The organism is Microbulbifer maximicatervae (SeqCode) (assembly GCF_052467825.1).
Window position 1 is genome coordinate 3,753,074 of sequence record NZ_CP174327.1, and the last position, 13,331, is coordinate 3,766,404.

Genomic DNA, 13,331 nt, shown 5'->3' on the forward strand with positions numbered 1-13,331 from the left:
TGGAAGTAACTGTATGGCTGTGACATTTCTCATCATAGAAATAGTGTGCGCTCAAAGGTGCCACTATGATGATGAAAGAGGGGAGGAGATTTGGGTGGGATTCCCTCCATTGTGAATCTGCTCCCACCGCACTTTCAGTGCCTACTTTTTGTTCTCTTTTGATGCGCACATAGATCTTTCCACTATGGGCTGATAGAGATTACCGTTCACTCCCAGTATGTTACTTGATACATTTGTTCTATCTCTTGGGCTCTCGCCGTTTCGATGCTTTAGGCTCAATATATTTGTTTCCTGATGACATTCAAGTGGTGGGTGGGTATTCCTTGGCGCATTGTTTTTTCTCATGAGGAAGTTGGTACAAAGGCTATTTTCAAATCAGCTTTTAATATTTTTACCTGTGCTTTTTGTACAGATATCCTTAAAAAGTCTATTCAATAAAATCATCTTACTGGTGTGCGGTTTGAACATCGCTTAGCTTAACTCTTGAGGGGGCTCATTTTATTAATTAAGGGCCCCCGCGATTCTCAAGATTAATAGGCTCTATGGTGGCAGAGCCCCAGTCATCTTTTCCTATCAAAATACACGAAGATCTTCTCCCGATGAATGGGGTGAGATTTGGGTATTGTAGATATCACGCTTTACATGGTTGCCGGTTACGTCCAGTAATGTAACCGAGACATTTGTACCGATTTTAATGCTCTCACCTTTAGGAAGCTCTAAGATCAGAATTTTTTAGTGCCAATACTTAAGGTTGTGGCTGGGCATTCCCTGCTTCAGAAGTTACAGGTAGAACGGAGTAAAGTGTGAATGGCATAGGCGCTAAGTTCCTATAGTTTGAGGAATCACTACAAGTGGTTGAATTCACAAAGCTTTTACAGTTTTGTGTTATTTTGCTTACTAGGCCACAACAATATTGCACGGTGCTTTAGTTTAAGATTTTCTAAAATTGGTTTTTAAATGATGATTTACTGGCGGACGCACCGGGTATTATGCTCCATAATAACGACCTAAAGAACCATCAATATCTATATTCAGGGAGGATCGTAGAAATTGAACATGATATCAGAAAGGATTTGGTCACTAAGAACGTTAGACTGGAACAGGGTTCGTCGAAAACGACTGATCAATGTTAAACGCAACAGTGTCTCTTCTAAAGGAAAGTTTAATTTAGGTACTAGCGTTAGAAAGGGACCAACCCCACAGCCATTTTTTCTTGGTTTCTATACAGAGAGCGAGATAATCCAATACTAAACAGATCCTTCCAAGACTTCCGTGTACAAAGTATCTCCTTGCTCGATGTTAATACAGGGAGTCGGTATACTCGGTTGCTAGCTTGGAATCTCATAGTAACTTTTAAATAAACACTCTCATTAGGGGAGCATTCATGAAGCTACCAACACTTATTTTCTCTTTGGCCCTGGTTTCTATCGTGAGCGGATGTGCGTCTAATCAGCATATCTACTCATCAGACGGTAAATGTCTTACCTGCTGGAATAATCCGGTTACTGGCGACCCCATCAATCACGATGGAAATACTCGCCAGCAACAAGCTGCACAGGAATCCCAGATGGAGCAGACAAGCACTACCGACAAAACTGCGGTGAATACATCTGCCAATAAGCCTACTAATCATAAAATCGCATTTACCGTGCCTGTGAATGTGGACGTGGTGTTCATGAAAATTAAAAGAGAATTTGAATACCAATCAACCAGTGAAATCCAGCAAGAATTTGGTAGCTTGGCAAGTACAAAGATGCAGAATTTTGAGTATCACTACGATATTATGCCATCTATGTATTACCACATGAGGGATACTCGTATGCATAACGGTGTGATTACAGTAATTGATTTTAGGGTCGAAAAGGTCGCTGATAAGGAAAGCTCTATAGAAATTACTTACTGGCCACAAGCCAAGTCAGTTAATGCCATTCATTTCGGGGAATCTCTGAAAGATCGTACACGAAAGGCATTAAATATCTAATGGAAGGAAAGGGACGCCAATCTGTTTTTATATTGTCTGAATGGCCTTTTTCCAGAGCGCTGCCGGAGAGTCTAATAGGCAAGATGAGAAGCAGGGTGAGAGTAGTGAGTACACCCCTGAGTAAATTATGAATCCTCTGATGGTCTATTTTCGTTCATTGGGTTATGGCGATTAAAGGGGGGAGGTAACTGATAGACGTTAGTCTAAGCAGATTGCATTAACGCTAGCAATGTATAAACTCAGCTGACCGTCCCAGTTAGAGTCGATTCTTGATTTATAGAAGAGCGGGGGACACATGTAAAGATAGCTTTAAAATAGCGACGTATCTATCTTGGAGTTGTTGTGTCCTTATGGGCGCGATTACTATGAGCAAAAGTTGGATGCTAGGATGGGAGATTCTCCTTCTATTAGGAATCTATTTTCAAAGCCCTCTATTTTTTAATTTTTTCTATTTTGAGATCCACGTAGATTTTTTCATTGTAGTGGCAAGGGAGTCCGGGCATGGATACCTATCTTTACTTGAATTCCTTTCACTTCCAGTACTGTGATCGAGACACTCGCTCCAATTCTTAGGTGCTCGCTTGTTCGGCGCTTTAGGATCAACATGTATATATCAAGTCTTGGCTGGGTATTCCTTAGTGGGGAAGCTTGGTAAGTAATGTTTGGAGGCGGCATGGAGTGCGGCACAGAGGCGGTGGTCACGGAATAGAAAAGGGCGGGCGCTACAACCTGTAAAATTAACTCCGTTTTTTAAATACGATTTTAACTAAGCTAGCCGAGGCCTATAGCTCTAGCTCTCTACACTATTTGTTGGATGCCCAACAAATTTTCTAAAAGATAATCTTAGATGCTGCTTGCTTTAATACATTTGCATTGAGGAATATAAATTTTTTTGGGTGCCTAGCATTTTTCCTATCTATCCCCTTTAGTCAATGGTCGAGGCGATTTATACTTCTATTTGGCATGTCCCCATTACTGTAAAAACAAGGAAGAAACATGAAAATAGGGAAAATTATAATTTTAATATTATTTACAGGGGGCAATGCTGCCTGCTCAATTACATCCAACCCTCCAATCACTATCGAGCGTGCAGAGCAATTTTCTAATTTAGTGGAGTTTGTTGAAAAGGAAATTGGCTCATATCAACTATTTGATGAGTGGAAATCTCAAGTAGAGTCGCCAGGTGTAATTAATTATCGGGCTTACTTTACATTCGTTAATACTAAATCAATTAGAAAACCAATTGATGATGTAGGTGGCTATTGTAGAGTAAAAGGTGGAAAGTTTTATTCCATTGGTTCCAATGAAATCCAAGTTTTGCGAGATAATGGAGTTAGGGCAGCAGTTACATCGGCCTCTTTCGCCAAGTCTTTAGGCGCCTCTGATGAAGTTGCTATGCGATCAGCAAGTATTGCTACTGAAAGACTTCATAAGTTTTATCGAAACTCAGGCTTAGCTGAAGATCAGCAAATAATCTCTGATTTGTCAAAGAGGGGTTATTTAGGTACTGCGGTATGTAAGCTAGAGGATAGAACGTGGTCAATATCGGTTGTACCTACCGCATACCACCCGAGAGATCCAACAAATCAGCTGACTTCAAGTCACCTGGATCTGAACATTTCAGTAACGGAAATCTGAGTTCAGTACCTGAGGAACCTATGAGCGGATTGTTTTGGGCGTAGCATCAATGTTGCTCCCGCAGGAGGTGCCAGCTCAGAGACCGGCAGCTGCATCTGAATGCTATCGGGCAAGGTCAAATCAACAGAAGCCTGAAAAGCCGCTATAGTCACCGGGATCAACTTGGGTCGTCGCTTGCTCTGCTTGTTGTGCCAATAAGTATAGGTTCTGGGTTTCAGATCGTGTTGTTGACAATATACTGTCTGGGAAAATCGCTGTTGTTCCTGGCACTGATATGCTCCTCCAAAATTCGGATTTTCTCTGGGGGTTCATTGAGAACTCCTGATTATTGAAAATCAGGAGAGTAGAGAAAAGTTGGCTGATTTTTAGATGAGGTTGCTTGATCGCTTACAAGATTTGGGGGCATGGATGCCTATCTTTTCTTGATTGCTTTCCATTTCCAGTACAGCAGCTAGGATATTTGTTCCAATTTATGAGCTTTCGTCGGTTCGGTGCTTTATGGCCAACCTATTTACTTCCCTTTGGAATTCAAGCCGTGGGTAGGTACGGCCCCTATTTTTTGCCTAATTTGGAGAGGGCAGGATTTTGACTGGACAAATACACCAGCCACAAGCATTTAATTAATCTATCTAGGTACTTTGATTGAGTTGCTTTTAAAGTTATAGTGAGGAGTGGTGTAAATAAGTTTTAGGTTAATCAATATATTTAAGGGAGGCGAACTATTAAGTTTCTAGATAGTGCAGTTATTTTAGCTTGTATTACAGCATTTCTTTACTCGGCTAGCACGGCGTTTACACACGGATTCTTTCAATTTTTAGATTTGGATGGAGAGATCCTGGGCAGAAACTTTCATCAAATTCTATATCATGGAATGATTCTCAATATATGGACCATACTATATGTTCCGTTAGTGGCGGCAGGCTTGGTGACTTTTTATTCATTGTACAAAATTTGCCTTAGTGAATATGTAAATAAAGACACTGCAAGCGCAAGGAATATAGTTAATTTTAAAAAAAAGATCAAATTGCCGACCAAATAGAATAGGCCTCTTGTTTTAAAATATGAAAGAAAATATAAAAATTCATGGTCCATCCTCATTGGGGTAGTTATTTTTATCATGGGGATGGCTCATTTTGAAAAGAAGGGTGTGCAAGAGGCAAGAAAAATTTTGCAAAATATCAAGGCTGATAAAAACAGTAGAGTGATAGTGCAAATTAACGGCGCGAAAAAGGAGCTATTGTACCTTTATTGCGGTTCAAGAAACTGTGCCGCTTTTAATAAAAAAACAAATGAGATTGTCTACTTTCCACAAAGTGGGCATAGTTATGTCCGGCAAAAAGAAATTTAATAGATGAGCATGAACTGTCAATTGAGGCTGTGCTGCTTCAGTTGGCCCTTGGGTTTAGCAATCTGAAAATGGGATGGCTAGCCAATACAGGAGCAATAATTACAGGCATGAGCTAGCGGAATCGGTTCAAAATACCACTTAAGAATCAGTTTAAACTTCTATTGAGCAAGTACGAGCGCCTCCTTCCTTGGAGAATCTGCCCTTAATGTCTTCCATTGCTTGTTTTTTGTTAGTTATTGAGTTGTACATAGATCTCTTCACGGCGGATAGGGGGGGATACCTGTCTTTACTTAATTTCCCTTCACTTTTAGTGTTGTGATCGAAACACCCATTCCAATTATTAGGTTCTCGCCTGTTCGGCGCTTTAGGATCAACATGTTTTCTCCTACCGATACTCAAGCAATGGGTGGGCATTCCTTGGTGGGGAAGCTTGGTAAGTGATACTTGGTGGAAGAGTGGGGTGGGGCGCGGGGGCGGTGGGCGCAGAATAGGAAAAGGCGGGCGCTAGGCTCAAATGGTCATTCGCGTTATCATTACCCATCCATATCGGGCTTTCACTTATTAACGTCCATGATTGGTCGGATCGCAATGAACCGGGAAAATACTGCCTTCAGTGACAGCTAAAGGCGGATCTCAACAGGCAGATTCAAGGAGAAGAAATGCAACCGTCACATAAGGAAACGTTAGAGCGGTATGATGTATTTCGAGCGCAAGCAGAGATATAGCAAAAGAAAGTTTGCCCGGAAACCTGAAGGGCGTTCTAAATGTTGAAGGTATAGATCACAAAACCTTAAATGCTTTCCAGGCTTGGAAGGATACCGCTGAACGAAAGGTTTTATGGAATTGGGAATTTTCCCGGAGCTATAAGATTTTCTACCCGAAGTCATTCGATATGTCAGTTTGGTTGGGAAATACTCTATGTTCAATGTCCCTTGGTCGCCCTACATTCAAGGGCACCGAAATGCGTTTAGATTTTATAGAGAGAGCCCCTAAGAATTGTCCATACGCCGGTGAAATGTTCAGTATTTCTCTATTGGCGTATGAAATTTATGGGGATCTAATTGGTGCAAAGAAAATTCGCATCATGGAGCCTATGAATGACAAGCTCATTAAGTACTATATGTCTCATGGTGGGTTTAAATTGGTTGGTTCAAAGAAAGGCAATCCACATTATCTGGTAAGAGACTTATGAACGATAAAGAAAGATACGAACAGGCAAAAAAGAAAGCCGAAGAGAGGGCAAAAGAGTTGTTCAAGCCACTTCCTGAAGATATTAAGGAAGAGCTTGAAAAGATAGCACTCTGGGCTCACCGGAAAACCTAATAGATCGTAGTGATGAAGAAGAATAGGTTAAAAAACGACCACAGCCTTCTGCGAACTAGTTATACTGCTTGTTCGATCGAATTTGTGTTGACTTTTACCTTTCTGTGGAGAGGTGAATTTTTGTAGTTGTAAAGAGGGCTATGTAAGTTCACTGCCCTATACCTCGAAGATAACTGGCTATTAATAGTGACTTTATTGAGGTGGAGCCTCCTTCCTTGGAGAACCTTTCCTCAACGCCTTCCGTTGCTTATTTTTCGTTCTCTCTCGATACGCACATAGATCTCTTCACGATGGACGGGAAGGGATTTGGGGGCGCGGATGCCTATCTTTACTTGGTTTCCCTTCACCTCCAGTACTGTAATCGAGACGTTCGTTCCAATTCTTAGGTTCTCGCCTGTTCGGCGCTTTAGGATCAACATGTTTTCTTCCTGCCGATACTCTAGCTGCGGGTGGGCATTCCTTGGTGGGGAAGATTGGTAAGTGATACTTGGTGGAAGAGTGGGGTGGGGCGCGGGGGCGGTGGGCGCAGAATAGGAAAAGGCGGGCGCTAGGCTCCCAGAGCTTGGAGAATCGCTCCAAGCTGCTGATTGTGCTCCACTTTATTGAAGACGAGCGGGTTTCTAGCGTAGTATGCATACAGCCATCTTGATAGTGTCCTTATCAATTTGGTTAGCTGGCCCCTGGTGTTGCAGCACCTTGGGTCAGCGCCTTTTCTCTATTCTTACTTCACGTTGCGGCTCTCTTATTGATAGTGTGGGTGCTTCAGAAATTTTGGGATCTTTTTGGGGGGAGCGACTCTAGAAATTTGCTTAATCGCAACCCGTCACACTGATAGATACCTATTGATTTTACGCAGCTTTGACGTCGAATAAAACTTAATATATTCCAATAAAGGAATTTGCGCGCCTATATTTTTACTAAATTCCGCACTGGGAGGCTGGTCTCCTCAATTGCGCGTTGCATCCCGTACTTGGTACTGTCTTCTGCTTTCATCGATGAGATTGGCGGATTATACCTCTAATTGGTGGGTGTCCAGAATTGTTTTAGATAATCCGGTAAAAATCTTTTAACTACATCTACCATGGGTGAGTACTGGGTTAATTGGATTTGAAAGCCTTATTTTTTAGCATCTATTCATGGCTTCTACCACGGTTTTAATTTTATGACCAAGAGCTGTTCAAAGTATAGCAATAAGGAAGCGTTTAATTATCGACTTAACTCTCTAATTGGTGGGGTTAGTTAAACCGGATCCTGCTTAATCCCTGGAGCAATTATCAAGTTCTCAACTCCGTAAAGCGCCATGCGGTTTTTAAGCCACAGGTGATATTCGTTTCCTTCTAATTCCCCATTTTCAGTACAATCAACGTTCCAACGTCTTAAAAGATAACCTGCAACAGCGGCTCGTACATTCACATTCAGAATCCCGTTCGTCATGCCGTAGTCAATCTCAATAGTTTCTTTGTGATCCAATTTCGGGTGAGCCACTAGTTCAAGTTCGGCGATTCTATTCCACTGAATATCAGATTGAGGCTCTTCGTTGTTAAGGACCTTACTATCGTGCAAAATTTTAGGTTTTGTAATCCGTGTAATCACAAAATCAGTAAAACGCTCTCTACGCCTGTCGTATGCTCTTATGTGCCAGCGCAGCCCGTTATCGACCAAACAAAACGGTGCTATTTCACGCTTGGTAAACCCGCTACTTACTGATCTATATTCGATAGAAACAATTTTCTGGTTATAGATAGCCTTGGTTAAGGTCGCCAATATGGATAAATCAGGTTTGCTTAGCTGAGAGGGTGTCTCACAGGGAATGAAACTCTGTTGATCGCTGATGCTATCGTCGCCTATCCCTTGAGAAAGCGCCGCAAGAACTGACTCAGCTTTGTGATTGAATAGAGGGTGAAATACATCTGTTGCGCGATAGAGTTTTGCACTTCCATCATATTCAATATTCTTCGCAGCGTGCTCACGATAGAGAGAAATATCTCTTGTAGCTGCAGCCTCTTTTATACCAAACCTCTTCACTAAATGGTTTCTTCCGATTGAGCCAAGAAAATACAGCCGGAAGTCAATATGGGCTAGGCGCTTTTTTTGATGGGGGCTAATTTCTTCCACGTGCAAATTGCTCGACTCTTTCATTGTATGACAGTGTTATCGTACCAGTGAGGATGTTTCCGTATCAAGAAGAACCGTTGACATCATCAAAATGATTAGTATATCATGTTGTTATGGTTAGCATCCTGGGTGTTGATCTATGGGGTCCATTGCTTTGGCGTTTGGCCCTGAAGGGGAGAAGAGGGTATCACTGACAAAATTATTTCAACTATTGGTTTTTATTAATTGATTGTCTAAGACAATGATTTGAGTTTGCCGTAGCGGGGCTGGCCTGCTACCAACGCCATGTTGACATTCGGCCTGATTAGTTTTTATACAGGATGTCCTAGTGCTTTAGGTGTTTCCTAGGTTGTTCACTTTACAAAGTTAACACTGCTGCTCAGAGTTTGTGGCAGAGAGGAGGGGGAGATGCAGCGGTATAAGGTTCAGAAACTTTTGAACAACAATTTAAGTGAGTTGGACTTTCTAGATCGGCTCACCATCACGGAAGAAGAGAAAAATGACCTGATGGAGTACAGGAAGGATGTCAGGGAATGTTTGCGGAAAGGCTTTAGGGCTCTCGCCAATCAGGCCAAAATTTCAGGTGTCAACCTTGATGTCATTGCGTCCCTGGAACCTAAGTTCTGGACGCAAGGAAGCTTTTCCTACAATACACTCAACGACCCTGCCCATAATCCGCCACAACAGATAGATTTGGATGATGGCGTGTACTTTCCTATGGAGCTGGTTAGTGGGAAACCTGTTGCAGTAAAAAATGCTCTTCTAAAGTCAGTCTCGGGCATGCTGGAAGTTCTTGCACGGGAGAAAAGCTGGACGCTGAGCAAAAAGTCCACTTGTGCCAGGTTGACGATCAATCAACGCGTTCATCTGGATATTCCTGTATATGCGATCCCAAGGGAACGCTATGCCGTTATGGCGAAGGCCATATCTGAAAGCCGCCACTTTGGCAGTCAACTGGATCAATCCTCTATTCGTCTGGATCCGAATGAGATTTACCTTGCCCTCTGGGATGATGGGGAGCATTGGGTGCAGTCGGATCCCAAAGAGCTAGAGAAATGGTTCAAAAAAGAAGTTGCTATGCATGGCCAGCGCCTCCGTAGACTGTGCCGATATATGAAGGCATGGCGAGACTACTCCTGGGAGAAAGGCGGCCCTTCTTCTATCGCCCTTATGGCTGCGGTAGCAGAGATTTTTGATAATCATCTTGGAGGGCTAAGTGAACCGTTCAATACCGATTGTCAGGCGCTTCTGGCGGTTGCCGAGCGGTTACCTGAGCTATTCTCGGCGAAAATTATGAACCCGGTAGGGGAGTCAGAGCTGTTTCCTAACGGTTTGGGCGGAGATACGGTTTGGGAGATCAGGGCTGCGGTTGAGCAGTTCTCGAACCAAATTACAACAGCGCTATGTTCGCCTGCCAACGACCACGAGGTTGTAGAAGTCCTGCAGGGTGTTTTCGGAGATCGAATTCCGTCGAAGCCTCATTGGGTTGAGCGCCTATCCATTGCTGAGGTTGTCAAAAGTGTACCGGTGCTACCACAGGTACAACCTAAGCCATCTCAATCGCACCGGTCTGCATGAGCGGAGAGGGGTTAAGAGGAGACGCGATAAGCCTTATTACGAGGGCGCTTTTAAGTCGCGGCTTGAAGTTGGTCAAAGGCGCCGATTTGGTATTTTCGTGGTCAATCTCTTTACGAGATATTGAGTTTAACTTAGAGATATCCTGTATAGATCCGAACTTTCTGGAGCTTCCGATCGTACAACTACAAGGGTGGCCAAAGGAATTGCCATCTGTGTTGCCGCACGTAATAGGTAGCAATGGATATCTTTGTTACCTTGATAAGACCGGTATATATTTCGATCCCTTTGAACCTGTTGCTAATGCCAATCATATAGTCGATGCTGTAGAGCAGACACTTTTACTTCTTGTTGATGGTGACAAGCGTAAGAGAGAATATGGCGCTGAATTCTCGACATACTGGGATGGTAGATACACGGGATATTTGGCAGCTTCTGAAGGTATGTCTAAAGCCGCTACGTTTAATGTCGCACGGTTGAGTGGTGATACTACACAAGAGACACTGTTTTATAACGCTGAAGATACCCTGGACCGTTGGAGTAAGAATCGCAGTATCGTAAGTCAAGCCTTTAGCTCTCCTGCTATTGTTATTAGCCTTCGTGAGCCACCACATATTCCAACTGGTCGAGATTGGCCTATCGCTACATTCCGAGAGTTTCAGCTTTGGCTGCAAGAATGCCATCCATCCGCAGAAGCTCATCTAATTGAAAAATTAGCGAATACATTGAACCAATCATTAACGACTTTTATTGTGTTGGTTTGCCCTGTAAGTGGTCCATTTGGTGTCTATGTGTCTTTTCATTCTAAAATAAAGGAAGTTTCCTCTAGACTCGCAAAGAAAAAATTTAAACGGAAATCAAAGTTTGGTCTGAAACATTTTCGCCAAGTTTTGAGAAGTAACCTGTATGAAAAAAAATTCGAAAGAATCAGAGTTGATGATGTAACCGAAGACTTTTTGGTTGATAGAAACCTACAGCGGAGCTCAATTAAGGGTAAGAAGATTGCATTAGTTGGCTGCGGAACGGTCGGATCACATTTGGCCAATCTACTCGTAAAAATTGGAGCTGGGGCAGGGAATAACGGTAGATTAATGCTTTATGATGGGGATTGGCTTAAACCGTCAAATTTAGGGCGTCATTTTCTTGGAGTTAAGTATCTTGAGGAAAACAAGGCTATCGCAACTGCTGATTTGTTAAATAGCCGGTCCATTTATCCCGTTAATATTGAGTCACAGGGAGAATTGCGTCCAAGTCAGATAGCTCGTGTTTTTTCACATGACCTTGTAGTTGATGCAACTGGAGATGAGCAGTTCTCTACAGTTCTAGCGTATGAGGCGCGTAGGGCCAGAAAGCTTGGGAGAAAAGTAGCTATTCTCCATATCTGGGTGGATGCGAATGGTTTAGCTGTCAGAGCACTTTTGGATGACGGTACTGGAGGATGCTACCGCTGTCTTCGTGTATATGAAGCAGGTGGTGATTTTCAATTGAAAGAGCGTTTTGAATTGTTCAAGCATTCGAGTGAAATTCCGGATTATGCGACAATAAACTTCCGTTGCGGTGAGAGTTATATTCCATTTTCGGAAGGTGTATCTGTAATTGCAGCTGGAGTTGCCCAACAGTTAACGTCAGAGTATTTTTCTCAAGATCCAAGTCCTCGTTTTAGACATATTGGACTTGATTCATCGGTTAGAAGCGTAAAATCACAAAATGTTTCTCAGTATTCCCAATGTCCATGCTGTAGCGGAAGTGAATGCTGAACTATTACACGATTTTACCAGCGGGTGGATTCCTCTTGGTTCCAGAGAAGGTTGTGGATGTATTGGATACATATAGGCAAATTAGGCCTGGTGATACTGAAGCTGGTGGTGTACTGATAGGATGCTGGAGGAGGTCTACCGTTAGCCAAAAGACTTTTCATGTCGAATTGACATCGTGCACAGAACCCTCGGGCCAAGATTATCGCTCGAGATATGAATTTGAACGAAGAAGCCAGCATCATGTCAGGTATGTTCAAGAAGTATGGGCTTCTACGCAAGGCTTACAAACATATATTGGAGAGTGGCACACGCACCCGGAAAGTCATCCCGAACCTTCTCAAGTTGATATCCTCAACTGGAAACGTAACTTGAGAGGAAATATTGCTGTTTTGGCGATTGTTGGAACTAAGTCTATATGGCTTGCCTATTGGGATGGCTCGAAAGCGACTCACCTTCCGAAGTTAGTCGAAGATAAGTAGCCAATGCCAAAAATTTTGGAAGACCAGAAGGATAGAAATAGTCATGTGGAAAGTACTACCCCAGTTTGGGCTGCTTAAGTTACTAATTTTTTTGTTAAGTGCAATAGCTACTTCTGCGTTGGCCTGGGCTACAGGCGGTTGGCTGAGCTTTGTATCTTTTTTTTCCGCTGAAGGGTTTGGAAAACTTATTGGCGTACTAACCCCCATTTTCATCATTTTCCTCGCGGTCGTTTGGCTTTTTGGTTCAATATTTTGGAAGTGGGTCTGGGCGATTCCAGGGCTCGGAGATATGCTCAACAAGAACGTTTGTCCTGATATAAATGGGGAGTGGATTGGTTTTACAGAGTCTACCTATAAGGATGAATCCGGGAACCCTGTAAAAACTGAAGTCGAGTTGACTGTTAAGGCCTCTTTTTTTAGCTTGGATATGAAGCTTAAATCAACGAACGAATATCAAAGAAGCACTGTAATTCAAAGTGAAATTTACAAAGATCCAAGAAACGGGTCATTTTATGTGTCGTATATATTTGAGTCAGTGGTTGATCGGCCGGAGGCTAAGGATGATTCGAAATTCGATGGTGCTGCTAAGTTGAACGTTCGGTTCAAAGATAGTGAGATCGAACTAGTTGGAGTTTATTGGACTAATAGAACATGGCAAAGAAGCGGGCAGACAGCGGGAACCATTCACTTAACTAGAAAATAGTAGCGACACTAGATTTCTATAATTTTATGGTTTTAAGTAACAGGTATTAAAATTTATTATGTTCGATTTATGAAGGTGGATCAATTATATTCTTTTTCGGTAGGCTTGGGCGTTGTTCCAACTTTCTTGCTGAAAGAATTTTAAATGACTTTTTCGTGGAGTATTTGATATAGAGCGTTATTTGAGTATCCAGTCAGTCGATAATGTAGAGATTCAAATCCAGATTTCTCAATGACTTGTACAGAGCTCACACTCTAGCGTTTTTAATTTATCGACGGTGATAATGGACTTCTATCTTGTGCGAGCAGGATTGCTTTTGGGGACTATGATTTCAATGGGGCGTAGGAGTGGTAGAAGGTAATGAACTATCTAAACACGCAATAAACTCCAACTAAATTTAAAATTTGTATTA

12 protein-coding genes and 2 pseudogenes are annotated in these 13,331 nt (G+C 42.4%); 9 read left to right on the plus strand and 5 right to left on the minus strand.

Annotated elements, in window-relative coordinates:
* The first annotated feature begins 1,384 nt into the window (after positions 1-1,384).
* Positions 1,385-1,981 (plus strand): hypothetical protein, encoded by a 597-nt coding sequence (locus tag ACJJII_RS16785; protein WP_444913615.1) that lies wholly within the window; start codon positions 1,385-1,387, stop codon positions 1,979-1,981.
* A gap of 474 nt (positions 1,982-2,455) precedes the next feature.
* On the opposite strand, the gene ACJJII_RS16790 is transcribed toward ACJJII_RS16785, so the two are convergent.
* Positions 2,456-2,656 (minus strand): carbon storage regulator, encoded by a 201-nt coding sequence (locus tag ACJJII_RS16790; RefSeq protein ID WP_444897097.1) that lies wholly within the window; start codon positions 2,654-2,656, stop codon positions 2,456-2,458.
* Positions 2,657-2,977: 321 nt separating this feature from the next.
* Between ACJJII_RS16790 and ACJJII_RS16795 the strand changes: the two genes are divergently transcribed.
* Positions 2,978-3,619: a hypothetical protein gene (locus tag ACJJII_RS16795; protein WP_444897098.1), complete on the plus strand. Its 642-nt coding sequence runs from the start codon at positions 2,978-2,980 to the stop codon at positions 3,617-3,619.
* A gap of 2 nt (positions 3,620-3,621) precedes the next feature.
* On the opposite strand, the pseudogene tnpA reads toward ACJJII_RS16795, so the two are convergent.
* Positions 3,622-3,873 (minus strand): annotated as a pseudogene (gene tnpA / locus ACJJII_RS16800) (IS66 family insertion sequence element accessory protein TnpA); the annotation flags it as partial.
* Between the two features lie 863 nt (positions 3,874-4,736).
* On the opposite strand from tnpA, the gene ACJJII_RS16805 reads away from it, so the two are divergent.
* The gene (locus ACJJII_RS16805) at positions 4,737-4,967 is read left to right on the plus strand and encodes a hypothetical protein (RefSeq protein WP_444917024.1); all 231 of its coding nucleotides are present in this window, start codon (positions 4,737-4,739) and stop codon (positions 4,965-4,967) included.
* A gap of 293 nt (positions 4,968-5,260) precedes the next feature.
* Here ACJJII_RS16805 and ACJJII_RS16810 read toward each other — a convergent pair.
* Positions 5,261-5,344, minus strand: a pseudogene (locus tag ACJJII_RS16810) (carbon storage regulator); the annotation flags it as partial.
* Positions 5,345-5,703: 359 nt separating this feature from the next.
* Here ACJJII_RS16810 and ACJJII_RS16815 point away from each other — a divergent pair.
* On the plus strand, positions 5,704-6,159 hold the full coding sequence (locus tag ACJJII_RS16815) for a hypothetical protein (RefSeq protein WP_444917025.1): 456 nt from the start codon (positions 5,704-5,706) through the stop codon (positions 6,157-6,159).
* Positions 6,156-6,290, plus strand: a complete 135-nt coding sequence (locus tag ACJJII_RS16820) for a hypothetical protein (protein WP_444917026.1) — start codon at positions 6,156-6,158, stop codon at positions 6,288-6,290. The genes ACJJII_RS16815 and ACJJII_RS16820 overlap by 4 nt, the downstream gene beginning before the upstream one ends.
* A gap of 230 nt (positions 6,291-6,520) precedes the next feature.
* Here the strand turns inward: ACJJII_RS16820 and csrA are convergent, their stop codons facing one another.
* Together csrA and ACJJII_RS16830 are read right to left on the minus strand one after the other, a co-directional pair.
* Entirely contained in the window at positions 6,521-6,709 is a 189-nt protein-coding gene (csrA, locus tag ACJJII_RS16825) for a carbon storage regulator CsrA (RefSeq protein ID WP_282932586.1), read from the minus strand.
* 820 nt (positions 6,710-7,529) lie between these two features.
* The gene (locus ACJJII_RS16830; RefSeq protein WP_444917027.1) at positions 7,530-8,405 is read right to left on the minus strand and encodes a WYL domain-containing transcriptional regulator; all 876 of its coding nucleotides are present in this window, start codon (positions 8,403-8,405) and stop codon (positions 7,530-7,532) included.
* A gap of 408 nt (positions 8,406-8,813) precedes the next feature.
* Between ACJJII_RS16830 and ACJJII_RS16835 the strand changes: the two genes are divergently transcribed.
* Genes ACJJII_RS16835 through ACJJII_RS16850 form a run of 4 tightly spaced genes read left to right on the plus strand, consistent with a single transcriptional unit; the run spans position 8,814 to position 12,919 of the window.
* Positions 8,814-9,983 (plus strand): CBASS cGAMP synthase, encoded by a 1,170-nt coding sequence (locus ACJJII_RS16835; RefSeq protein ID WP_444917028.1) that lies wholly within the window; start codon positions 8,814-8,816, stop codon positions 9,981-9,983.
* Positions 9,980-11,737: a ThiF family adenylyltransferase gene (locus ACJJII_RS16840; RefSeq protein ID WP_444917029.1), complete on the plus strand. Its 1,758-nt coding sequence runs from the start codon at positions 9,980-9,982 to the stop codon at positions 11,735-11,737. The genes ACJJII_RS16835 and ACJJII_RS16840 overlap by 4 nt, the downstream gene beginning before the upstream one ends.
* Complete coding sequence (locus tag ACJJII_RS16845; RefSeq protein WP_444917030.1) at positions 11,731-12,216, plus strand: Mov34/MPN/PAD-1 family protein; 486 nt, start codon at positions 11,731-11,733, stop codon at positions 12,214-12,216. The genes ACJJII_RS16840 and ACJJII_RS16845 overlap by 7 nt, the downstream gene beginning before the upstream one ends.
* A 43-nt stretch (positions 12,217-12,259) precedes the next feature.
* A complete protein-coding gene (locus tag ACJJII_RS16850; protein ID WP_444917031.1) occupies positions 12,260-12,919 on the plus strand; it encodes a Cap15 family cyclic dinucleotide receptor domain-containing protein in 660 nt (219 codons plus the stop codon).
* Positions 12,920-13,331: the final 412 nt, after the last annotated feature.